Raw genomic sequence first — 24314 nt, 5'->3', positions numbered from 1 at the left:
GATAATAAGTCTTTTCGTGGCAATGCCATGAATATAAAGTCATTTTGTATTTTAAATCAGTTCAATTTGTAAGCCTTATGAAAAAATTCTATTTATTGTCTGCACTCGTTGTTTTAGCATTATCAAGCTGTAATTCCATCAAGCTCATGGTCGATAACGACTATAGCTACGAAACCGACTTTACGAAGTACAAAACCTACAATTTTTTGAATTGTGAGATTGATACATCGTTTGTTTGTTCCGAAATCCAAGATGCCATTCGTCGCCAAATGAAAGCTCGTGGCTACAAAGTGGCAGCCGACGACCCAGGTTTATTGGTGAGCTATAGCATCATCCGTGACCGTGTTGACTACAAAGGTTATTTCCAACCATCGCTCGACCGTTGGGTCAATCACTTCGATGGCGATGATACATACAAAACTCAAAATTTCCATTTTGGTGGCGGAATGATTCTGGTTTCGTTGCTCGACGCCGAAAGTAGCCGTCTGATTTGGCGTGGATACGCTTCGGGCGTTTTCAATAAGCAAGTCAATAAGCCAATCAATTATTATCGCAGTGTGGTCAGAAATATCTTTGACCAATACCCACTTTTTGCAGCAGGCGAAAAACCACGTAAAATTGAAGAATTATAGTCGGCAATTTTAATAAGCAATCAGCCTTCATTTTATAAAAAAATGTATATCAAAACTCCCCTTTGGGGACGGTCCGACGATTCGGATGGGGGTATGAAAAAACTACTATTATTTCTGAGCTTATTGGCTTTTCTGAGTGGATGTACGAGAGTTTTTGTTGATAACGACTATCGTTATTCGACCCACTTCAAAAAATACCAAACCTATGCGTTTGTTGATTGCGAACGAGATACAAATATCTTGTGCGAAGATGTGCAGCAAGCTATTCAGTATCAGATGCGTGCAAGGGGTTATGAGTTTAATGCCCAAAAACCTAATGTGTTTGTAAACTTTTCTATCTACTACGACCGACTCAAGTACAAAGGCTACGAACAGCCATCGTTGATGAATTGGGTTTCGACAGAAGATGAAAGTTATTTGTATCGCCCTATAAAATATGAATTAGGACGTGGGACGCTCATGATTTCGATGATAGAAGCAGAAACCAGCGAAGTGGTTTGGCGTGGATATGCCACCGGAATTTTTAATAAAGCATCATCGAAGAAAAACTATTTTAAGAGTATCGTCAGAAATATTTTTGACCAGTATCCGCTCTTAGCTACAGCCGATAAAACACAAAAATCCAAAGGGAACATTATTTATTGAAATGATGTTGTGTTTCAGGAGTCGAATATCACAAGTTGGTGTTCGACTCTTTTTATTTTTTTCAATCTTTACTAAAACCTATTTATGCTAACAGAATTACAAAAAGGACTTTCGTTGAATACTCGTAAAATAGTAAAATTTGCCGAAGGTCTTTCGCAAGAAGAAGTCCTCTTTCGCCCATACGATGCCGTAAATAATTTTCTTTGGAATCTTGGTCACGCTACAACCGTCCGAAATACGATTATTAAAATCTTAAATCCATCGGCTCAATTGGAGGTTTACGAAAACGAAAGAGAATTATTCGGAAAAGATTCAGTATTAAAAGCCAACGACGCTTACCCTGAACTTAGCTTGATTCTTGAGCATTTTGTGAAGCGTGGTGAGCAAATAAATGCACTTATTGAGATAGCTTCTGACGAATACTTGCAGCAAGAATCTTCCATAAAAATAGGCCCAGACCCTCGAACGAATGCCGAATTGCTATGGTTTTTCTATAACCACGAAACCGAGCATTTGGGCGAAATGAAAATTCTTAAAAACCTCGCAAACCGACTTAGAAATGCTTAAAGTTTACGGAATCCCGAACTGTGATACAGTAAAAAAAGCCATTACGTGGCTCAAAGACCACAACGTAGCCTACGAGTTTCATGATTATAAAAAACTTGGTATCAGTGAAGCCAAACTCGAAGAATGGCTCACGCAAGTGCCTTATGATAAACTCATAAATCGTGCAGGTACGACTTTCAAAAAACTAACCGACGAAGAAAAAGCACAAATCACCGATAATGCTTCGGCAATAACTTTAATGCTCGAAAAAACATCGGTCATCAAACGCCCAATTGTAGAATCAGACAAGATTTTAGCGATTGGTTTCAACGCTGAGGAATATGAAAACATATTTTCTTAAATCCCATACTTCTCCACTCTCCGATAAAGAGCTTGTCGAGTGAGTCCCATTTCTCGGGCGGCGTCGGTGATGTTGCCGTTGAATTTCTTTAGAGTCTTGATAATCAGCATCTTCTCTACTTCTTCCAATTGGTAAGTTTGGTCGAACGAAGGTGCTGTTTCTTGTCTTGTCTCGAAGAAAAAATCTTCTGGTTGTAGGGCATTTCCTTGCGAAAGTATCACGGCACGCTCAACTGCGTGTTGGAGTTCACGCACATTTCCTGCCCAATGATAACGCTGTAATTGCTTGCCCAAAGCCGCACTGATACTACTAACAGGTCGATTATATTTTTTGCGGTAAATCTTCAAAAAATGCTCTGCCAAAGGCAAAATATCTTCGGGGCGTTCACGCAAGGCGGGAAGTTTTATTTCAATGGTATTGATTCTATAAAGTAAATCTTGACGGAAAGTGCGTTGAGCAACTCGGTCGTAGATTGGCTCGTTGGTGGCACAAATCAAACGAATATCAATATTTTTTGGTTTGTTCGAGCCAACTTTCGTTATACTTCTGTTTTGTAAAACATTCAATAGTTTGGCTTGTAACGGCAGTGGAATATTTCCTATTTCATCTAAGAAAATCGTTCCGCTGTTGGCTTCTTCAAATCTGCCTGTTCGGTCTTCACGGGCATCGGTAAATGCTCCTTTTACGTGTCCGAAAAGCTCACTTTCAAACAAAGTTTCTGAAATTGCACCCAAATCTGAATGTACAAATGGCATTTCTGCACGATTCGATTTTTCGTGTAACGACCTCGCTATCAAATCTTTACCAGTTCCATTTTCTCCTAAAATCAGAATATTTGCATCAGTCGCTGCTACTCGCTCAATGGTTTCAAAAATTTTGAGCATTGCGGGGCTACTACCAATGATTTCTACTTTGCTACTTGGCTTTTTCTTTTCTTCGCTTTTGCCAGTTTTCTGCAATCGCATTTCATAGGCCGACTGCATGGTTTCGAGTAGCTTGGTGTTTTCCCAGGGCTTTAGCACAAAATCAACTGCTCCCATTTTTATGGCTCGCACAGCCATTTCTACATCACCATAAGCCGTAAAAAGCACCACCGAAATGCGTGGGTCAATGTCCAAAATACGGTCGAGCCACTCGAAACCTTCTTTGCCCGTATTTACATCACGAGTAAAATTCATATCGAGCAAAACCACATCGTAGGCCCCATTTGTAATCAAAAACGGAATGCGTTCGGGATTTTTCTCAATATCAACTTGCGTGAAGTGGCGTTTCAGGAATAATTTAGCGGCACTTAGCACATCAACATCATCATCAATTATTAGGAGTTTCGACATTTTCTTTTAGCTTTTTCTTTTAGCTAATCTATGACAAAAATTATTCCGCTACAAATTCTTCTGCCAAAGCTTTTTTATAATCGTTTGATTATTAGCTATTTGTCTATAATTTAAAAATTTTTGGGGCAATTTGGCGATATTTAGAAATCGTCCGACAGCGTACAAAGAATGTCCGAAAACGGACAGTTTAAAATCTTAGTGTTTTTGTAAGTTATTGATAATCAGATAATTGCCTTTTTGGCACAGCTTTGGAATAAATTTGAGAAAAATGAATTAGAAAAGACAATAGCATTTAGTACAATGGACAGACAGATACAGAAAAAGTTTTGGAACACACAGCGAATTGCAATGATTGGCGGAGGTGCATTATTGGCCGTTTTTTTGGTATGGCAATTTGCCTTTGCTGATAAACGTTCAAAACTCAATGTTGAAAAAGATAAACTAACGGTTTCGACCGTAACTCAAGGCGATTTTGATGAATTCATCGTCGTAACGGGCGTAGTTTTACCTTTAAAAACTATCAGACTCGATGCCATTGTGGGTGGATATGTGAAAGAAAAAGTTGTCGATGGTGGAAATATGGTGAAACAGGGACAAGTAATTTTGAAACTCGAAAACCAAAACCTCAAACTTAATTTCTTGCAGTCAGAAACCGAAGCGAGCCGATTGGTGAATGACCTACAAAATACTCGTCAACGTTTGAAAGTAGAGAAATTTACGATTCGCCAAACTCTCAACGACCTCGATTTTCAGATTGACCAAGCCAAAGATTTATACGATAGAAATAAAAAGCTGAATAACGATAAAGTGATTGCCGAGTCGGATTTTATGAAGTCGAAACGTGATTATGAAAAACTCGTAAAACAACGTGAAATCACACTTGAATCGTCGAAATACCAAGAAGAAAATGCGGCAATGCAGATAAAACAACTCGAAGGAACGCTCGAAAGAACGCAAAAAAACGTGCAATTATGGCGTGAAACCCTCGAAAACTTGGTGGTAAAAGCCCCAGTTGGTGGTTTACTTTCGAGCATTGATGTAGAGGTTGGTTCTAACATCAATCAAGGGCAAAACATCGGACAAATTGATGATTTGAATGGTTTTAAGATGCGAGTTGATATTGACGAACATTATATTTCAAGAATTTTTGCTGGCTTGGGTGGTTCGTTTGAGTTTAACGGTAAAAATTTCGACTTAGAAATCACAAAGATTTATCCCGAAGTACGCAATGGTCGTTTCCAAGTAGATATGGTTTTTGCTAAAGGAGTTCCCGAAGGCATCAAGCGTGGACAATCTTCACCGATTCGTTTAGAATTGGGCAAAGCAACAAAAGCAGTACTGATTCCAGTAGGTGGATTTTTCTCTGATACTGGCGGAAATTGGGTATATGTTGTGGATAAATCGGGCAAAAAAGCTCAGAAACGCAAGATAACTTTGGGACGTAAAAATCCAGAATATTTCGAGGTCTTAGAAGGCTTACAAGTAGGCGAGCAAGTAATCACAAGTTCGTACGAGAATTTTGGGGATAATGAGGTTCTAAGCTTTTAGCCTCCGCCCCTAAAGGGGAGTTTTTGTTTCGATAATTATTATATTGAATGTATCACTAAAAAATAAATTGCTACCCCAGCAATAGTTCCCCTTTAGGGGTTAGGGGCTTTTTATGATAAAAACAACCAACCTTCAGAAAATCTTCACTACCGAGGAAGTAGAAACAACTGCCTTAAATGGCATTACTATGGAAATCAAAGATGGCGAATTTGTAGCCATCATGGGGCCTTCTGGCTGTGGAAAATCAACCTTGCTTAATATTTTAGGCTTGCTCGATAATCCATCAGGTGGAAGCTACGATTTCTACGGCAACGAAGTAGCCACGATGTCGGAGCGTCAGCGTGCTTCGCTTCGCAAAGGTTCAATCGGATTTGTGTTTCAAAGCTTCAATCTGATTGACGAACTAACGGTTTATGAAAACGTTGAGCTGCCTTTGCTTTATTTAAAAACACCTGCCGACGAGCGTAAACAAAAAGTAGAATTGGCCCTCGAACGCATGAATATGATGCACCGACGCAATCACTTTCCGCAACAACTTTCGGGTGGACAGCAGCAGCGTGTGGCCATTGCTCGTGCGGTAGTAGCTAAGCCAAAAATGATTTTGGCCGATGAGCCAACAGGTAATCTCGACTCGACAAATGGCGAAGAAGTAATGAAACTTTTACAAGAACTCAATAACGAAGGCACAACTATCGTGATGGTAACGCACTCGCCTTACGATGCTGGTTTCTCACACCGAATTATCAACTTATTTGATGGAAAGGTCGTGACCGAGAATTTCCATGTGTAATTCACAGCGATAGACCAACCCAGCCTCTAAAGGGTGAGACGGGATAATAATTATGAAAAATTAACTATTACTTAAACAAAAACTCCCCTTTAGGGGTAGGGGGCGATATGCTACAAAACTACTTAAAAATCGCTTGGAGAAACCTTCTCAAAAACAAGCTATATAGCTTCATCAATATTTTTGGTTTAGCTATTGGACTTACTTGTTTTTTATTGATAACACTCTATGTTGTTGATGAGCTCAGCTACGACCGACAGTTTAAAGATGCCGAACGAATCTATCGTATCAACTCTGATATTAAGTTTGGCGGAGCCGAACAACGCATGGCCGTTAGCTCTGACCCGTTTGGTGCTACACTCAAAAAAGATTATGCCGAAGTCGAGCAGTATGTTCGCCTTTATGCAAATAATAGTCGCCGTTTTATCAAAAAAGGTAGCGAGTTTCTCATTGAGAATAACTGTCTTCACGCCGACTCCACGCTTTTGGATGTTTTTCCGCTGAATATCCTCGAAGGCGACTCCAAGAAAGTTTTAGCCGAACCAAATACCCTTATTATCAGTCAAACGGCTGCACAAAAATACTTTGGCAGTACTTCGGCTGTGGGTAAAACCCTTACGGTTGGGTTGCAAAATCCTGTCGAATATAAAGTTACGGCGGTTTATGAAGATATGCCCACCAACGCACATTTTCAGACCGATATGTTTTTTCCGTTCAAGAATATCAACGATTATAAGTTCGATAATTTCTTGAGTCATAATTTCTATACCTATATCAAACTCCGAGAAGGGGTTGATTATAAGCAGTTTGAGAAGAAATTCGATGTAGTTGTTGATAAATATATCTTGCCACAGGCGAAGGCTTTCATGGATATAAAAAGCATGGATGATTTCAAAAAAGGCGGCAATTACTTAAAATACTCGCTCACACCGTTGTTGGATATCCACCTAAAATCTGACCGAATTTATGAAATCGGCCCCAATAGTGATATTCAGTATGTGTATATTTTTTCGGTGGTTGCCTTGTTTCTATTGCTCATTGCGTGCATCAATTTCATGAATCTCAGTACGGCTCGCTCGGCCAATCGTGCTAAAGAGGTAGGTATTCGTAAAGTAATGGGTACTCAACGCAATAGCCTTATCATGCAATTCATGTCTGAGTCGGTGCTTACGAGTTATTTGGCATTCGTTATAGCATTGGTAATCACAATTTTATTGATTCCATCCTTTAATGAAATAGCTGGAAAACAATTTACCACTCAATCGCTTTTTCAGCCGCAATATTTGCCTTTTTTGGTGCTTTTGCCTTTAATTGTAGGTGTTTTGGCGGGTTATTATCCTTCATTTTTCTTGTCATCTTTCCGACCAATTGAGGTTTTAAAAAGTAAACTCAACGCTAATTTCCGACGTTCAAATTTCCGAAATGCTTTAGTTACTTTTCAGTTTGTCACGTCATTGGTTTTGGTTATTTCAACCTTTATCATTTATCGCCAGCTCAATTACATTCAACACAAAAATTTAGGTTTCTCAAAAGACCAAATCTTGGTCGTGACAGGCACATCTTCGCTGCGAGATAACAATAATGTTTTCAAAGAAGAAGTAAAGAAAATGGCAGGCGTAAAAAATGCCACCTTTGCGGGATTTTTGCCAGTAGCCAACTCTTCAAGAAGCGATAATACCTTTTCAACCGAAGCGGTTTTTAATACCCAAAATAGCTTTAATATGCAAGCATGGGAAATTGATGAAGATTATATCCCAACGCTTGATATGGAGATTTTGAAAGGTAGAAATTTCTCGAAAGCATTCAGCACCGATTCTTCGGGCATAATTTTAAACGAACAAGCCGCCAAACTGATTGGCTTTGATGACCCAATCGGTAAAAAACTATACATCAATAACGGCAATCCGAATGATGTTGAAGCTCTGACGGTTGTGGGTCTTGTCAAGAATTTTCACTATTCATCTATGCGTGAGGCAGTTGGGCCTTTGTGCTTCCGTTATGGCAGAAGTGCGTGGGTAACGGCCTTCAAAATCAATACCGAAGAGCCACAAACGCTTATCAAACAAATAGAAGCAAAATGGAAGGTTTTTGCTCCAGAAATGCCTTTCAACTATCATTTTATGAACGAATCGTTCGATGAAATGTACCGAGCCGAACAACGAATTGGTCAAATTTCTTTGATTTTTGCGGGGCTTACGGTCTTGATAGCTTGCTTGGGTTTATTTGGGCTAATCACGTACATAGCCGAGCAACGCACCAAAGAAATTGGCGTCAGAAAAGTGCTGGGAGCGAGTATTTGGAGCATCGTTCAGTTGCTTTCAAAAGACTTCCTAAAACTGGTTTGCCTTGCCTTTGTGATAGCTTCGCCATTGGCCTATTATGCCATGAGTACTTGGCTGAAAGATTTTGCATTTAAAACCGATATTTCGTTGTGGGTTTTTGTGGTAGCAGGCATTGTTATCTTACTAATTGCTTTACTAACAGTGAGTTATCAGGCTATAAAAGCCGCTTTGATGAATCCTGTGAAGAGTTTGAAAACGGAATAAAAACTAATACTATGAGACTAACAATCAACAGAAATCTTGAGCTAATTTTTAAATTTAGCTTAGTAGTATTGCTCTCGTTGAATACGGCATTTGCTCAATTTGCCTATACTAAGGGCAATATGACTGATTTTACGATTGACTCTCAAGTATTGAAAGAAAAAAGTAAGGCGTTTGTCTATTTGCCCGACGATTACGATAAAAATTCAGAGAAATACCCTGTTGTGTATGTCTTAGATGGTGAATATTATTTTTCGTTGACCACCGATGCCGCAAGTTTGTTGGCTCAGAGCGGAATCGCACCAAATTGTATTATTATAGGCATTACGACAAATAATAGAGGCCGAGATTTTTCGCCAAAAGTCGATGAAGATTCTGGACAGGCACAAGACTTGAAAACTGCGGGCGGAGCTGATAATTTTCTTGAGTATTTAGAAAAAGAATTGATTCCAAACGTAGAAAAAAAGTACCGAACGCAGCCTTATAGAGTAATCATTGGACATTCAACAGGAGGGTTGCTGGCCTATTATGCTTTGTATAAAAAGCCCAATCTTTTTCAGGCTATCATTTCAATTGATGGTAGTACATGGTGGAATAAAGGCAAAATTGGCAAAGAATTAATTGACTTTTTGAATAAAAACCCAGATTTCAAAGGTAAAATATTTGAATGTCGGAAAGATATAAAAATCCCTGTCAGATTTCCAGCAAACGTCGAGCTACTTGATTATTTAGATAAAAAACGGCCTAAATCATTGGAGTATAGTTATTTAGAACTACCCAATGAAACGCACGGAACAATCGTTTTTCCAGGTACTTATTATGGTCTCAAAAGTATTTTGGCTGACTATAAAAATAAGAAAAACTGAGTAAGTTTTTAACCACAAAATTATGATACGCAATTACCTAAAAATCGCATTCAGAAACCTTCAAAAAAACAAGGTTTACTCATTTATCAATATTGGTGGGCTTGCCGTAGGTATGGCTGTGGCGATGCTCATTGGGCTTTGGGTGTATGACGAAGTAAGTTATAACCGTAATATCCAAAACTATGACCGAATTGGACACGTACATAACCACGTAATTGAGCCATTAGAAAAAAAAGCTGATTATGCAACCACTATGCCACAACCAGTGGCAACGGTATTGCGTCAAAAATACGGACATCTTTTCAAACATGTAATCTTGCTGCAATGGGCGGGCAATTATTCGATAAAAATTGGTGAGAACAACTTTGTGAAAAATGGGCAGTTTTTCGATAATGGTGTGCTTGACATGTTTTCGGTGAAAATGCTCAAAGGTAACAAAGAAAGCCTAAACGACCCACAAGGAATCGTTATTTCGGAATCGACCTCGAAAGCACTTTTTGGCGAAAAAGACCCAATTGGTCAAGCAATTAAGCTAAATAATAAGATAGACTGTAAAATTACAGGAGTCTATGAAGATATTGTCAAGAACTCTTTTCTGGGCGATGTACAATTCATCGGAAATTTTGAGAACATCAAGGCAACATTCCCAGACATTAAAGCCAATGAAACCAATTGGCACAATAGTTCACAACGTCTTTTTGTACAAACCAACGATAACGTAAGTATCGAACAAGCAAATGCGGTTATCAAGGATTTCTATTTCAAAGATGCCCCCGATGATTTTAAAGAACTTGCCCAAAAATACCAAGCAATTCTTTATTTAAACCCAATGAAAAACTGGTATCTCTACTCTGAGTTCAAAGATGGATACCCAGCTGGGGGGCGTATAACTTTTGTATGGCTTTTTGCTATTGTTGGGTTATTTGTATTGTTGTTGGCGTGTATCAATTTTATGAACCTAAGCACCGCTCGTAGCGAAAAACGAGCCAAAGAAGTAGGAATTCGCAAAGCCATTGGCTCCGTAAAATCCCAGTTAGTTAATCAATTTTTGAGTGAGTCGTTTTTGGTTGTTTTTTTTGCTTTTATTATTACAATTATCTTGGTTTTGCTTTCTATTGCACCATTCAATGAGCTGACTGATAAGAATATCCAATTGCCAATATCAAACCTCTATTTTTGGTTAATTTGTTTGTTTTTTTTACTAACAACTTCTTTATTATCAGGTATTTATCCCGCATTTTACTTGTCGTCATTCGAGCCTATAAAAGTGCTTAAAGGCACAATCCGACTGGGCAAATATGCTTCGTTGCCACGTAAAGTATTAGTGGTAGTGCAATTCACAGTTTCAATAATTCTGGTCATAGGTACAATCATCGTTTATCAACAAATTCAACATGCTCAAAATCGCCCCATTGGCTATAATAAAGAGAGTTTGATAAGAATTCCGATGGACGACCCAAATTTCAATAATAATAAATTGATAATGAAAGAAGAGATTCTTAGAAACGGGGTAGCAGAAAAAGTGGCTTTTTCGAATAGCCCTGTAAACGCAATTTGGGACAATTGGGGAGGATTTACTTGGAAAGGGAAAAATCCCGAATCGGAGTCATCTTTTTCGGTAACATGGATAAACGAAGATTATGGTAAAACTATTCAATGGAAACTCAAACAAGGGCGAGATTATTCGACTGATTTTAGCACCGATACTGCAGCCGTAATTATCAATGAATCGGCCGCAAAATATCTTGGTTTGAAAAATCCGATTGGCGAATATATAACCAATGATGACACCAAACAACGCCGACAAATAATTGGAGTGGTAGAAGACGTAGTGGCCGACTCGCCGTTTGAGCCTGTAAAAATGGGGTTTTATTGGTATGTAAAAAATCCAAATGATTTAGGACAAATGCTAATAAAAATCAAACCAAACTTATCGGCAAATGAGGCATTGACAAAAATTGAATCAATTCAGAAAAAATTAGTACCATCTGCTCCGTTTCAGGTCAAATTTACAAGCGATGAATACGGACAAAAATTCAAAGCCGAACAACGAATTGGAAAGTTGGCAACTGTTTTTACGGTTTTGGCCATTTTTATTTCATGTTTGGGACTTTTCGGTTTGGCAAGTTTCATGGCAGAGCAACGCACCAAAGAAATCGGAATTCGAAAAGTGTTAGGTGCTTCTGTTGCTAACCTTTGGCAAATGCTTTCAAAAGATTTTGTGCTTTTAGTCTTAATCTCTTGCCTTATCGCTGCACCAATCGCATACTATTTCATGAATAACTGGCTACAAAAATATACGTACAGAACGGAAATTAGCTGGTGGGTTTTTGTGGCTTCTGGCCTTAGTGCGTTGCTAATCACCTTATTTACAGTAAGTTATCAATCTATAAAAGCTGCCATGATGAACCCAGTGAAATCATTGAAATCGGAATAAACGCACGTTGAGACAAGGTATGACTTGTCACTTGTCTCTACAATCGAAATATAAAACCCACAAAATTATGATACGCAATTACTTAAAAATCGCCTTCCGAAATCTTGTCAAGAACAAGGTTTACTCATTTATCAATATTTTAGGCTTGGCTACAGGAATGGCCGTAGCTATGCTCATAGGTCTATGGATTTACGACGAATTCTCGACCAACAAGCACTATAAAAACTATGACTCACTTTACCGAGTAATGATGCACCAAACCTTTGATGGGCATCGTGGCACGCAGCTGGCTTTGCCCTATCCGATTGGAGAAGAACTGAAGAATAAATTTCCTGATTTTAAGGCCGTTGCGATGTGCGACTGGGGCAGTAATCACTCTTTGATTTATGGCGATAGGAAATTCAATAAGTTTGGGCATTATATCGGCGAAGAAGCCATTGATATGTTTTCGTTGGAGGTTTTAAATGGCGATAAAAATCCGTTGCATGAGCCATACTCAATTGTGCTGACTGACGAAACAGCCAAGTCTTTTTTTGGCAACGAAAACCCAATCGGGAAAATCATAAAAATGGATAATGAGCATAATTTGAAGGTTACGGCGGTGGTTGCTAAACAACCCAAAAATAGTACGCTTACGTTCGATTATTTGATACCCTTTCATCTTCAAGAGAGTTTGTTCGATTACATCAAAAAATACCATAAAACCAATTGGGGAAATAACTCTTGGCAGGTCTATGTGCAGCTAAACGAAAAGGCAAACCCTGAAAGCATCAATGCAAAAATTAAAAACGTAGTAAGAGAACACTTCTCAGATAATCAGTTGATGCTCAATGTAGTAAAGCCAGAATTGCTTATTCATCCTATGTCGAAATGGCGATTATATGGCGATTTTGAGAATGGTGTAAATACTGGTGGCTACATCAAATATGTACGAATGTTCGGTATTTTGGGCTTTATTGTTTTGCTGATAGCCTGTATTAATTTCATGAACCTGAGTACGGCAAGGTCTGAAAAAAGAGCCAAAGAAATAGGTGTTCGTAAGGCAGTTGGTTCGGGTAGAGAGCAACTCATTGGGCAGTTTCTGAGCGAGTCGCTACTAACTACTGTTTTGGCTTTTGTTTTGGCCTTAATTATGGTTGCTATTTCGTTGTCTTTCTTCAATAAGCTGACCGAAAAAGAAATGAGTTTACAACTAAGCAATCCAATGTTTTGGAGCATATTAGTAGTTTTTACTCTCATAACAGGCTTGTTGTCAGGTAGTTATCCTGCTTTTTATTTGTCTTCTTTCAATCCTGTAAAGATACTCAAAGGTAACATTCGAGTAGGAAAAAGTAGCTCATTACCACGCAAAATATTGGTAGTGATGCAGTTTTCTTGTTCGGTAATTTTGATGATAGGTACAGTTATTATCTACCAACAAATTCAGCACGGCAAAAATCGACCAATAGGCTTTAATCAGAAAGGACTCATTTCGGTTGAATGGACAAATGATATTGACAAAAACTTTGATGCTCTACAACACGAACTGCTGAGTTCGGGCATGGTTAGTTCGGTTGCGAAAACCAATTCGCCACCAACCCAAATCTGGTCGAACAACAGGGGCTGGGCGTGGAAAAATAGCCAACCCAACGATGAAGGAGTTATTTTTTCAACGATAGCTACCGAGTACGACTACATCAAAACGATGGGTATTAAACTTAAAGAAGGTAGAGATTTTTCAAGAGAATTTTCGACAGACTCAATAGGAGTAATTTTAAACGAAGCTGCCGTAAAACGTATGGGTTTGAAAAATCCAGTAGGCGAAATTTTGAAATGGAATGGCGGAATAAGAAGAGTAGTTGGTGTAGTGCCAGATATGCAAATGGAGTCGCCGTTTCGCCAAATTTCTCCACTGACAATCATTTTTCAGAAAGGGTGGGTATCATATCTGTGCGTTCGTATCAACCCGAGTGTTTCGGCTTCGGAGGCAATCAGTAAAATGAAACCAATTTTCGATAAATACAATCCTGGGTTTCCGTTTGAATACAAATTTGCCGACGACGAATACTCTAAAAAGTTTAATTACGAAGAATTGGTAGGCAATTTGGCGGCAATTATTGCAGTTTTGGCCATTTTTATCTCGTGTCTTGGGCTTTTTGGCTTGGCATCGTTTATGGCCGAACAACGTACCAAAGAAATCGGTGTAAGAAAAGTTTTAGGTGCAAGTGTGCTAAATCTGTGGCAGTTACTTTCAAAAGATTTTGTGGTTTTGGTCTTAATTTCTTGTGCCATAGCCATTCCGATTGCCTATTATTTTATGAACGATTGGCTAAAGCAATACGATTATAAAATCAGTATCAATTTTAGCATTTTCATAGTAGTTGTGTTTTTGGCTGTCATAATCACCTTACTGACGGTCAGTTATCAAGCTATCAAAGCAGCTACCGTAAATCCTGTGAAATCATTGAAAACAGAGTAATTTATACCGAAAACCTAAAACTTGTATAACTATGGCACATATCGCAATTCCATTGCCTTTGGGAAGTGGCAAACAAGAAGTAGAAATCGAAGTAACTATTAATGGCGAACGCCAACAGCTACATTATAAAGTTGAGCTTTTTTATTGGGCTGATTGCGAGGTTCCGACCATTGACCGTGCCGAATGTATCCGTCAGATGCTTTCGAATTACGACCAAGACTGGACACTCTATTATATCGGTTCGCCAACCGAAACCTTTGTGCCAATCACATTCGTAAAAAAAGACGATTGGGTAAAACAAAAAGAAATGATGCAGTTTGCTTAGTCGAACATAAAACTATATAAAATCATGATAAGCAACTACCTAAAAATCGCATTTCGGAATCTTGTTCGTAACAAGGTCTATAGCTTTATCAATATTGTTGGTTTGGCTATGGGTATTTCGGCTTTTTTATTCATTCTCGAATACATTAGCCTTGAGCAGAGTGTCAATGGCTTTCACGCCAATTTGCCAAATATGTATCGACTTTTGAATCAAAACCCGAAAGGCGAAACTTGGCCAGATATTGAGCCGGGGTGGGCCATGAAAGCCAAAGAAGCTTTTCCCGAAATCAAAGATTTTTGCCGTTTCGAGCAAGGCGTAACTAAAGGAGTTGTAAAACGTACTAAACAAGGAAGCGAACCTTTCCGTGAGTCAGGTATTGGCTTTGCCGAAGCAAATTTCTTTGATTTTTTTAGTTTTCCTTTAGTTGCAGGTAGTGCGAAATCATTACAAAAACCAAACGTAGTTTTTTTGTCGGAGTCTTCGGTTAAAAAATATTTTGGCTCAGAAAATCCTATAGGTCAAGTACTTACGCTCGATAACCAGTTTGGGAACGCCGCTTATACCGTCGAAGGTATTTATGCCGATATGCTCGAAAATTCGGACATCAGGTATGATATGGTGTTTTCGCTCGAAACCCTCAAAAATCCTGCAAACTTAAATGGTAATGGCTGGGCAAGGCTCGATAACCTCGACTCGCAGTATATCAATACTTTCTTTCTCCTCAATAATGATGTAAACCCAAAAGCCTTTGAAACAAAACTTACTCAACTCAGAAATAAGTTGGGTAGAGAAAATGACGGAACGAAGTTTCGATTACAAGCCTTTGCTAACCTTCATTTGGGCGAATCCTTCGCCGATGATTTACAAACCACAAGTAATCTGAAATATGTGTATATGCTGGGCGGAATTGCCTTTTTGATTTTGATTATTGCGTGGTTTAATTATATCAATCTTTCAACGGCCAATTCGTTGAAACGAGCCAATGAAGTAGGCGTAAGAAAAGCCATTGGGGCTACACAATCGAACTTGATTTGGCAGTTTTTGGGCGAGTCGATGCTCGTTAATTTGCTTGGTTTTGCTCTTGCCATTGTTTTGGTTGTGGGGCTTCAACCTGTGTTCAATGAGTTAATCGGTAAAAACTTATCTTTTACGAATATCAGTCTTTCACCAGTTTGGTTAGTAGGAGTGGTTTTGCTGCTTTTTGGGTCGGTATTTTCGGGAGCTTTAACTGCCTATATTTTATCGAATTTCAACCCAATCGAAACCCTTAAAGGAAAATTCAATAAACGCTCGAAAGGAGTTTTCTTACGTAAATCATTAGTTGTATCGCAGTTCACAATTTCAATTATGTTGATTTTGGGTACGGTCTTGATTTACAGACAATTACGCTTCATGCAAACTAAAGATTTAGGCTTAAATCCGAGCCAACTTTTGGTGATTCAAGGGGCAGAAGTAGGCAAAGACAGTACGTTTAAAACTCGAAAAATGGCTTTTATGAATGCCGTAAATCAGCAGAGTTTTGTGCAAGACTATTGTGTTTCGGGGTCGGTGCCGAGTCGTTGGTTTAATTTCATGACAGGAGGTTTTACTCAACCAAATTCAAAACCTGGCGACGAACAAAAAACGTATTCATTTGCAATTATTGGAGAAAAGTATTTGAAAACTTACGGGATTGAATTAAAAGCAGGCCGAAATTTCACCGAAGCCGAATGTAATGTAGAGTGGAATGATAATAGCAAAGTGCTGCTCAACGAAACTGCCATTGCGGCATTGGGCTTTGCTACCCCTGAAGAAGCGATTCGTACTCGAATCCAGTGGGACGAACGCCAACTCGAAATTATCGGAGTTGTAAAAAACTATCATCATGTGGGCGTAAAACAAGCTATTCAACCCATTATTTTTTATCCTCAAAATAATTCTGCTTATATAACAGTAAGACTCACGCCCGAGAATATTCAAGAGAAAGTGGCTAATCTTGAGAAAATCTATAAAACCTATTTTACGGGAAATCCTTACGAATACTTTTTTGTAGATGATAATTTCAATAAACAGTATCAATCAGAGCAGCAATACAGTCAAATTTTTACTACGGCCTCGGTTTGGGCGATAATTATTGCGTGTTTGGGGCTTTTCGGTTTGGCAACTTTCACTGCCGAAAGCCGTACAAAAGAAATTGCTATTCGTAAAGTTTTAGGAGCCAGTACCTTTAGTATTACCGCATTATTGAGCCAAGATTTCTTAAAACTCGTGCTGACTGCCATCATCATCGCCAGTCCGATTGCTTATTATTTGATGGAGAAATGGTTGCAAGATTTTGAATATAAAGTCGAAATCTCGTGGTGGATATTTGCATTGGCGGGTATTTCGGCAATCTTGGTGGCTTTGCTGACGGTTAGTTATCAAGCAATCAAAACTGCCTTGATGAACCCCGTAAAGAGCCTGAAAACGGAGTAACTTCTGCGGCATCGGTGGGCCGTTACGTTCAGTTACCGTTAAAATTGGTGGCTGAGCGTAGAAACCCCGAAACTAATTACAAAATTATGAAAAAACTATGATAAAAAATTATTTCAAAGTCGCCCTCCGTAACCTTGTCAAAAACAAGGTTTACTCGTTTATTAACATTTTTGGTTTAGCCACTGGGATGGCGGTGGCCATGCTCATAGGTCTGTGGATTTATGATGAACTTACTTTCGATAAAAACCACGAAAATTATGACCGTATTGCTCAAGTAATGCAGCATAATTTGTATAACGGTAAGAGAGAGACTCAGATGTCGAACCCCGCAGTGATGGCCGAAGAAATCAGGAATAATTATGGTAGTGATTTCAAATATGTATTACAATCTTCGTGGAATTCGAGCCATATTCTGACCGCTGGCGAGAAAAAGTTTACTAAGAGTGGAAGCTACTTTGAGCCACAAGTAACTGAAATGCTTTCATTGAAAATGCTCAAAGGTACTCGTGATGGACTGAAAGAACCATATTCTATTTTACTGTCGGAGTCGGTGGCCAAAGCCTATTTTGGCGATGCCGACCCTATGGATAAAATAATGAAAATTGATAATAAAACTGATGTAAAAGTAACGGGTGTTTATGAAGATTTACCGCATAACTCGACCTTAAAAGATGTTTCGTATCTCATGCCTTGGGAATTATATCTGATTACCAATGATTGGATAAAAAAAATGGAAAACCCGTGGGGCAGTAACTTTACTCAGACATTTGCTCAAATTGCCGAAAACGCCGATATGAAAAAAGTTTCGGCTAAAATAAAGAACGTTAAATTAAACAGACTTGACAAAGAGGAAGCAAGGTATAAACCCGAAGTTTTCTTGCATCCGATGTCAGATTGGCATCTATACGGTGAATTTAAAAATGGTATTAACGTAGGTGGCCGTATTGAATTTGTGTGGCTTTTTGGCATTATTGGGGTTTTTGTATTGCTTTTGGCTTGTATCAATTTCATGAATTTGAGTACTGCACGTAGCGAAAAACGTGCTAAAGAAGTAGGTATTCGTAAGGCAATCGGTTCGGTACGTGGCCAACTTATTAGTCAATTTTTCAGCGAGTCATTATTGGTGGTTAGTTTAGCATTTGTACTTTCGATTATTTTAGTGCTATTAATTTTACCCCTCTTCAATGACTTGGCCGATAAAAAAATGAGTGTTTTATGGATGAACCCAGTCTTTTGGATACTCGGTGTTGCATTTAGTTTGCTCACAGGATTGATTGCGGGTAGCTATCCAGCACTTTATTTATCATCTTTTCAGCCAGTCAAAGTGCTAAAAGGTACTTTTCGAGTAGGGCGTTTTGCGTCTGTCCCACGTAAGATATTGGTTGTTATTCAGTTTACGGTTTCGGTTACATTAATTATAGGCACAATCGTAGTTTTTCGACAAATTGAATTTGCAAAAAGCCGCCCTTTGGGCTATACGAAAGATGGGTTAATCAATATTTATATGCAAACATCAGATATTCATAAACACTTTGATGTAGTGAGAGATGAATTAAGGAAGTCGGGAGCAGTGGTCGATATAGCCGAATCTGGAAGTCCACTTACCGAACACTGGAATAGCAATGGTGGTTTCGATTGGAAAGGAAAAGACCCCAATTTAGCTGTTGATTTTCCTAACAACCCAGTTTCGCACGAATATGGAAAAACGATTGGTTGGCAATTTGTGGCTGGCCGAGATTTTTCTCGACAATACACATCAGATTCGTTAGCGTTTGTACTGAATGAAGCGGCTGCAAAATACATTGGCTATAAAAATCCGATGGCTGCCATCGATGAAATCATCAAATGGGATGGAAAGTCTTATAAAGTCATTGGAGTTGTAAAAAACATGATTGTTCAATCGCCTTATGAGCCATCTCGTGCATCGCTTTTTCATTTATCTCGAGAAGAAGAAAATGTGTTAATCATTAAGCTTAATCCAAACAAAAATGCCAGCGAATCGCTGAGCCAGATAGAAGAAGTATTGAAAAAATATAATCCAGCCCAGCCTTTTGAATACAAATTCGTTAATGAAGAATATGGCAGAAAATTTGGCAACGAAGAGAGAGTAGGCAAACTGGCTACGTTTTTTGCAATCTTGGCCATTTTTATTAGCTGCTTGGGTCTTTTTGGTTTGGCATCGTTTGTGGCCGAACAACGTACCAAAGAAATTGGTGTTCGTAAGGTTTTGGGGGCTACCGTCACCAATATTTGGGCTTTATTATCAAAAGACTTTGTGGTTTTGGTTATCATCTCATTCTTTATTGCTTCGCCAATGGCTTACTTTTTCATGAGCCAGTGGATGCAAAAATATACTTTCCGAACTGATATTTCGTGGTGGATTTTTGCTCTAACGGGTATTGGGGCTTTGGCAATTACTTTACTAACTGTTAGTTTCCAAGCCATCAAAGCCGCCATAATGAACCCTGTCAAATCATTGAAAACGGAATAACCCACGTAGAGACGTTTCATGAAACGTCTCTACAAAATAATCACAAAATTATGATACGCAATTACCTAAAAATCGCTTGGAGAAATCTCCTCAAAAACAAGCTCTATAGCTTTATCAATGTTTTTGGTTTAGCTATGGGAATGGCCGTTACTATGCTCATAGGTTTATGGGTTTGGGATGAGTTGAGTTTCAATAAATCATTCAAAAATTATGATGGTATTGGACAGCTTTATCAGAATCGTACTTTTGATGGCGAAACAGGTACTTATCCATCTATGGCAATGCCTATTGGACAAGAACTTCGCACTAAATACCCTGAATTTGAGAAGGTAGCTTTGGCTCAAACCGAAGAACATAATTTTCTGTATCAAGACAAAAAACTCAATCGAACAATAGTTTTTGCCGAACCTGATTTCTTAGATATTTTTAGTGTCCAAACAACAAAAGGTGCCAGTCAAGAGCTAAAAAATATCAATTCATTGATGCTTTCGGAGTCAATGGCAAAAACATTTTTTGGTACTGAAGACCCCATTGGTAAAGTCATAAAGTTAGATAATAAGGTTTCGCTGCAAGTGATAAGCGTATTTCAAGACTTTTCTAAAAATACGGCATTTTCTGATGTTTCGATGATTGCTCCGTTTACTAACTACATATCGCTATATAATTACCAAAATGAGATTTCCAATTGGGGCAGGAACAATGAACAATGCTATGTTTTACTGCAAAAAAATGCACAATTAGGGCAAGTACAAGCCAAAATTAAAAACCTGATTTTGAATAAAGTTTCGGAATCAGAAAAAGCAAGTAAGCCCGAACTCTTACTTCATCCAATGGCAAAGTGGCACTTATACGATAACTTCGTAAAGGGAGTTAATCAAGGTGGAGCAATAGAAATGGTTTGGTTATTTGGCATTATAGGCGTTTTTGTGATGCTTTTGGCTTGTATCAATTTCATGAATTTGAGTACGGCCAGAAGCGAAAAAAGAGCTAAAGAAGTCGGTATCCGAAAGGCAGTAGGGTCGCTTCGTGGACAATTGATTTACCAGTTTCTAAGTGAATCGTTATTGGCTACTTTTATTGCTTTTTGGGTTGCTATGCTTATCGTGTTGGTTATGTTACCCTGGTTCAACGATTTGGCAAATAAGCAAATAGAACTACCTGTTTCTAATCCATTCTTTATAGGTGCAAGCCTTACTGTGGTTTTATTAATAGGTTTGTTATCAGGGAGTTATCCTGCATTATATCTTTCTTCTTTCAATTCTATTCAAACCTTAAAAGGTACTTTCAGAGTGGGGCGTTTTGCTACTATTCCTCGCAAAGTCTTAGTAGTTGTGCAGTTCACGGTATCGGTCACTATCATTATCGGTACAGCCATTGTTTATCAGCAGATTAGCCACGTAAAAGACCGCCCGATAGGATTTGAAAGAAATAACTTGATTTATCATTTAGCTAACACTGCTGAGCTATCTAATCTAAAATATGATGTTTTAAGAAACAGCTTATTGGCTACTAATGTCGTAGAAGAAGTGAGCCAGTCTGACTATGCTGTAACAAGCGGAGGTTCGTTGGGGTCAGATTTTAAATGGGATGGCATGGACCAAAAAAACTATGTTTTATTTGAGGTCTTACTTAGCACCTTCAATCATGCAAAAACCGTAGGTTTACAAGTCGTTGAAGGCCGTGATTTCTCCGAAAAATTCAGCACTGATTCTTCAGCCATTCTAATCAACGAAACGGCGGCGAATCTGATTGGTAGAAAAAATATCATCGGAAAAGTTATACGCCGAAATGGCATGACCTTGCACATAGTAGGAGTTGTGAAAGATGCTCTCTTTAATTCGCCATATCGCAATGCTTTTCCGCAAATTTATGCGATTGATAATAACCAGCGATATGTGATAAATATTAGACTAAAATCAACTGAACCAACAAGTACAGCCCTCGCAAAAGTGGGAGAGGTGTTCAAAAAGCTAAATCCATCAGCTCCTTTCGATTATAAATTTGTCGATAAAGAATTTGCCAAAAAATTTAATACCGACGAACGCATCGGCAAACTCTCGGCCGTTTTTGCTGTTTTAGCTATTTTTATTTCATGTTTGGGGCTATTTGGTTTGGCAAGTTTTGTTGCCGAACAACGCACCAAAGAAATTGGCGTACGAAAAGTATTAGGTGCTACAACTGCCAATTTATGGACTTTACTCTCGAAAGATTTTGTGCTTTTGGTCTTGATTTCATTCTTTATTGCCTCACCGATAGCCTACTATTTGATGTCCGATTGGATAAATAAATACACATATCATACAGAAATATCTTGGCTAACTTTTGTGCTGGCAGGCATTGGAGCTTTATTAATTGCTTTATTAACAGTAAGTTATCAGGCCATCACGGCGGCACTAATGAACCCTGTTAAATCATTGAAAACGGAATAACCTATGTAGAGACAACGCATGCGTTGTCTAATACAATCAACAACAAAATTATGATACGAAACTATTTCAAAATCGCATTTAGGAGTTTAGTCAGTAATAAACTCTATTCAGTTATCAATATATTGGGGCTGAGTCTTGGTTTAGCGGTGTGTTTACTCATCACACTCTATGTAAAAGATGAGCTGAGTTATGACCAATTTCAGAGCCGAAAGCACGAAATCTATCGCTTGATTTCGGACGAAATTTCACCATCGGGCGAAATACACAAAATGGGTATTTCGGGCATGGTGCAAGGGGCAACTTTTAAGCGTCAGGTTCCCGAAATCGAAAACTTAGTACGCATTCAAGGCGAACGCTTCAATATCAAGCACAATAATGAAGTTTTCGTGCAAGAAGCCTCGAAAGTAGATAGTAGTTTTTTCAATGTTTTCGATGCCGAATTTGTAGAAGGAACGCCATTCAAGGCATTATCTGACCCTCAATCAATTGTTATTTCAGAAGAAGTAGCAGAGCGTTTTTTTGGAAAAAAGAAAGCTCTCGGAAAAACTTTGGCCATTGATTACGATAATCGATTCCAAAATTTTACAGTTACGGGTGTTACAAAAAAAATGCCTATTAACTCTACCATTCAGATTGAATTATTAATGCCACTGCATCACGACAAACAGCAAGATGACCAGTGGATTAATTTCTACATGAATACATTTTTCACGATAAAGCCGGGTGCGAATCTTGCGGCTATCGAACAAAAATTTGCTAAAATCTACGCTGCCGATGCTAAAGAACAAATTGCTCAAGCAGCAAAAGAATGGAATTATAAAAGCCAACTTGTTTGGAAATTGCAGCCATTTCTTGATATGCACTTGAGCCGAGATTATCAAGCTCAAAATGGCATAAAAAATTCAGGCAATAAGTTGTTTTCTTATTTTTTGTCAGGAATTGCTTTGTTTATTTTGCTCATTGCTTGTATAAATTTTGTCAATATTGCCATCTCTCGCTCAATGAAACGAGCCAAAGAAATTGGTGTAAGAAAAGTAATGGGAAGCCAACGCAAGCAACTCATTATTCAGTTCCTGACCGAGTCGGCTCTTTTGAGTTTATTGGCATTTGTGATGGCTCTTATTTTGGTAGTTTTGGCTTTACCAACTTTCAATGCTCTGTCCGATAAAGCACTGTCTTTCAGTTATTTACTTGATGTAAAACTCATCTTACTCTATTTCGGGATATTTATTGGTACGGCCTTTATGGCGGGTTTTTATCCTGCATTGGTGCTATCGGGTTTCAAACCTGTCGAGACACTCTACGGAAGATTCAGGTTTGGAGGCAAAAATATCCTTCAAAAATCACTCACGGTGCTGCAATTTGGCTTGGCTACGTTTTTCATATTATTGACAATCATGCAGTTTAAGCAAGTAAATCTTTTTATGAATCAAAGTTTGGGCTATGATGATAAAAACATCATGATAATAAATGTAGGTGGCTCTGACCACTCGAAAGCCAATGTTTTTATGAGCGAACTCCTCAAAAATCCGAATATCGTAAAGACCGCTCCACGCCAACAAGGTTTTTGGTTTACGCTTTCGACCGTAAACGGCGATAAACAAATGAATCATGCTATGGATTTGGTCGATGGAAGATTTATTGACTTAATGGGACTAAAAATGACACAAGGCCGCAATTTTTCATCGGAATTTCCGTCAGATACAGCCTCATCTATTATTGTGAATGAAGCTTTTGTGAAAGAAGCAGGTTGGAAAACTCCGATAGGGCAAACGCTGGCTTTCCATAACAAGAAAAATTATCAAGTTGTGGGAGTGGTTAAAGATTATCATTATTCTTCACTCTACGAAAAAGTACGTCCACAAGTGCTTTTGGCCGACCCAAGTCAAGGTGGCTACGGAGCTTTTTATCTTCGACTAACAGGGCAAAATATTCCGCAAACGATGGCGTATATCAAAGCAAAATTCAAAGAATCAATGCCAACGAAGCCTTATGAATATGAATTTTTGAGCGAAACTAACACCAAAAACTACGAAAAAGAAGTAAAAATGAAACAAATAATTGGCTGGTCGGCTTGGATAACCATTTTTATTTCGTGCATTGGTCTTTTCGGACTTTCTGCACTGGCTACCGAGAAACGCTTCAAAGAAATTGGCGTCAGAAAAGTGCTTGGAGCGAGCGTTAATAGTATCGTAGGTTTACTTTCTTTCGACTTTTTGAAACTGATTCTAATAGCTTTCGTCATCGCAGCACCGATAGAATATTACGTAGCTGAGCAGCTTTTGTCAAACTACCCGTATCGTATCACACAAGGCGTCGATATGTTTTTGATAACAGTTGGTGGGCTGCTCTTAGTTGGCTTACTAACAGTGAGTTATCAAGCCATCAAGGCCGCTTTGATGAATCCTGTGAAATCATTGAAAACGGAATAGAAAATAGTTATTGGTTGATTTTTATT

16 protein-coding genes are annotated in these 24314 nt (G+C 38.5%); 15 read left to right on the top strand and 1 reads right to left on the bottom strand.

Translation table 11 applies throughout. The features are described 5' to 3' along the window. The first annotated feature begins 77 nt into the window (after positions 1-77). The 4 genes from IEX65_RS13440 (at position 78) to IEX65_RS13425 (ending at position 2184) form a co-directional block, all read left to right on the top strand. Positions 78-632, top strand: a complete 555-nt coding sequence (locus tag IEX65_RS13440) for a DUF4136 domain-containing protein (protein WP_188766598.1) — start codon at positions 78-80, stop codon at positions 630-632. Positions 633-725: 93 nt separating this feature from the next. Next, on the top strand, positions 726-1277 hold the full coding sequence (locus IEX65_RS13435; protein WP_188766597.1) for a DUF4136 domain-containing protein: 552 nt from the start codon (positions 726-728) through the stop codon (positions 1275-1277). Between the two features lie 84 nt (positions 1278-1361). Next, positions 1362-1844, top strand: a complete 483-nt coding sequence (locus tag IEX65_RS13430) for a DinB family protein (protein ID WP_188766596.1) — start codon at positions 1362-1364, stop codon at positions 1842-1844. After that, on the top strand, positions 1837-2184 hold the full coding sequence (locus tag IEX65_RS13425) for an ArsC family reductase (RefSeq protein WP_188766595.1): 348 nt from the start codon (positions 1837-1839) through the stop codon (positions 2182-2184). Before IEX65_RS13430 ends, IEX65_RS13425 begins: the two co-directional genes overlap by 8 nt. On the opposite strand, the gene IEX65_RS13420 is transcribed toward IEX65_RS13425, so the two are convergent. Next, the gene (locus tag IEX65_RS13420) at positions 2181-3518 is read right to left on the bottom strand and encodes a sigma-54-dependent transcriptional regulator (RefSeq protein WP_188766594.1); all 1338 of its coding nucleotides are present in this window, start codon (positions 3516-3518) and stop codon (positions 2181-2183) included. The two genes, IEX65_RS13425 and IEX65_RS13420, sit on opposite strands and share 4 nt — an antisense overlap. A 300-nt stretch (positions 3519-3818) precedes the next feature. On the opposite strand from IEX65_RS13420, the gene IEX65_RS13415 reads away from it, so the two are divergent. From IEX65_RS13415 to IEX65_RS13365, 11 genes are all read left to right on the top strand, one after another. Next, positions 3819-5066, top strand: coding sequence for an efflux RND transporter periplasmic adaptor subunit (locus IEX65_RS13415; RefSeq protein WP_188766593.1), 1248 nt, complete (start codon positions 3819-3821; stop codon positions 5064-5066). A gap of 112 nt (positions 5067-5178) precedes the next feature. Beyond that, complete coding sequence (locus IEX65_RS13410) at positions 5179-5856, top strand: ABC transporter ATP-binding protein (RefSeq protein ID WP_188766592.1); 678 nt, start codon at positions 5179-5181, stop codon at positions 5854-5856. Between the two features lie 107 nt (positions 5857-5963). Continuing rightward, positions 5964-8399 carry an ABC transporter permease gene (locus IEX65_RS13405; RefSeq protein WP_188766591.1) on the top strand — a complete coding sequence of 812 codons (2436 nt, stop codon included), beginning with the start codon at positions 5964-5966 and terminating at the stop codon, positions 8397-8399. An 11-nt stretch (positions 8400-8410) separates the two neighbouring features. Beyond that, positions 8411-9262 carry an alpha/beta hydrolase gene (locus IEX65_RS13400; RefSeq protein WP_188766590.1) on the top strand — a complete coding sequence of 284 codons (852 nt, stop codon included), beginning with the start codon at positions 8411-8413 and terminating at the stop codon, positions 9260-9262. A 22-nt stretch (positions 9263-9284) separates the two neighbouring features. Next, entirely contained in the window at positions 9285-11699 is a 2415-nt protein-coding gene (locus IEX65_RS13395) for an ABC transporter permease (RefSeq protein ID WP_188766589.1), read from the top strand. A 67-nt stretch (positions 11700-11766) separates the two neighbouring features. Next, positions 11767-14157, top strand: coding sequence for an ABC transporter permease (locus IEX65_RS13390; protein WP_188766588.1), 2391 nt, complete (start codon positions 11767-11769; stop codon positions 14155-14157). 31 nt (positions 14158-14188) lie between these two features. After that, on the top strand, positions 14189-14482 hold the full coding sequence (locus IEX65_RS13385) for a hypothetical protein (RefSeq protein ID WP_188766587.1): 294 nt from the start codon (positions 14189-14191) through the stop codon (positions 14480-14482). Positions 14483-14506: 24 nt separating this feature from the next. Next, a complete protein-coding gene (locus IEX65_RS13380) occupies positions 14507-16936 on the top strand; it encodes an ABC transporter permease (protein WP_188766586.1) in 2430 nt (809 codons plus the stop codon). 97 nt (positions 16937-17033) lie between these two features. After that, complete coding sequence (locus IEX65_RS13375) at positions 17034-19427, top strand: ABC transporter permease (RefSeq protein ID WP_188766585.1); 2394 nt, start codon at positions 17034-17036, stop codon at positions 19425-19427. Positions 19428-19477: 50 nt separating this feature from the next. After that, the gene (locus IEX65_RS13370; RefSeq protein WP_188766584.1) at positions 19478-21856 is read left to right on the top strand and encodes an ABC transporter permease; all 2379 of its coding nucleotides are present in this window, start codon (positions 19478-19480) and stop codon (positions 21854-21856) included. Positions 21857-21906: 50 nt separating this feature from the next. Continuing rightward, entirely contained in the window at positions 21907-24288 is a 2382-nt protein-coding gene (locus IEX65_RS13365) for an ABC transporter permease (RefSeq protein WP_188766583.1), read from the top strand. Positions 24289-24314: the final 26 nt, after the last annotated feature.

The organism is Emticicia aquatilis, assembly GCF_014644295.1.
In the GTDB taxonomy this organism is placed as follows: Bacteria; Bacteroidota; Bacteroidia; order Cytophagales; family Spirosomataceae; genus Emticicia; species Emticicia aquatilis.
Note: the sequence above shows the minus strand (reverse complement) of the source record. Positions and strands in the feature narration are given on the sequence as shown.

What these genes read in the sequence shown, in the direction of transcription:
- IEX65_RS13440 (WP_188766598.1), top strand. Translation starts at nt 78, where the DNA reads ATGAAAAAATTCTATTTATTGTCTGCACTCGTTGTTTTAGCATTATCA.
- IEX65_RS13435 (WP_188766597.1), top strand. Translation starts at nt 726, where the DNA reads ATGAAAAAACTACTATTATTTCTGAGCTTATTGGCTTTTCTGAGTGGA.
- IEX65_RS13430 (WP_188766596.1), top strand. Translation starts at nt 1,362, where the DNA reads ATGCTAACAGAATTACAAAAAGGACTTTCGTTGAATACTCGTAAAATA.
- IEX65_RS13425 (WP_188766595.1), top strand. Translation starts at nt 1,837, where the DNA reads ATGCTTAAAGTTTACGGAATCCCGAACTGTGATACAGTAAAAAAAGCC.
- IEX65_RS13420 (WP_188766594.1), bottom strand. Translation starts at nt 3,518, where the DNA reads ATGTCGAAACTCCTAATAATTGATGATGATGTTGATGTGCTAAGTGCC.
- IEX65_RS13415 (WP_188766593.1), top strand. Translation starts at nt 3,819, where the DNA reads ATGGACAGACAGATACAGAAAAAGTTTTGGAACACACAGCGAATTGCA.
- IEX65_RS13410 (WP_188766592.1), top strand. Translation starts at nt 5,179, where the DNA reads ATGATAAAAACAACCAACCTTCAGAAAATCTTCACTACCGAGGAAGTA.
- IEX65_RS13405 (WP_188766591.1), top strand. Translation starts at nt 5,964, where the DNA reads ATGCTACAAAACTACTTAAAAATCGCTTGGAGAAACCTTCTCAAAAAC.
- IEX65_RS13400 (WP_188766590.1), top strand. Translation starts at nt 8,411, where the DNA reads ATGAGACTAACAATCAACAGAAATCTTGAGCTAATTTTTAAATTTAGC.
- IEX65_RS13395 (WP_188766589.1), top strand. Translation starts at nt 9,285, where the DNA reads ATGATACGCAATTACCTAAAAATCGCATTCAGAAACCTTCAAAAAAAC.
- IEX65_RS13390 (WP_188766588.1), top strand. Translation starts at nt 11,767, where the DNA reads ATGATACGCAATTACTTAAAAATCGCCTTCCGAAATCTTGTCAAGAAC.
- IEX65_RS13385 (WP_188766587.1), top strand. Translation starts at nt 14,189, where the DNA reads ATGGCACATATCGCAATTCCATTGCCTTTGGGAAGTGGCAAACAAGAA.
- IEX65_RS13380 (WP_188766586.1), top strand. Translation starts at nt 14,507, where the DNA reads ATGATAAGCAACTACCTAAAAATCGCATTTCGGAATCTTGTTCGTAAC.
- IEX65_RS13375 (WP_188766585.1), top strand. Translation starts at nt 17,034, where the DNA reads ATGATAAAAAATTATTTCAAAGTCGCCCTCCGTAACCTTGTCAAAAAC.
- IEX65_RS13370 (WP_188766584.1), top strand. Translation starts at nt 19,478, where the DNA reads ATGATACGCAATTACCTAAAAATCGCTTGGAGAAATCTCCTCAAAAAC.
- IEX65_RS13365 (WP_188766583.1), top strand. Translation starts at nt 21,907, where the DNA reads ATGATACGAAACTATTTCAAAATCGCATTTAGGAGTTTAGTCAGTAAT.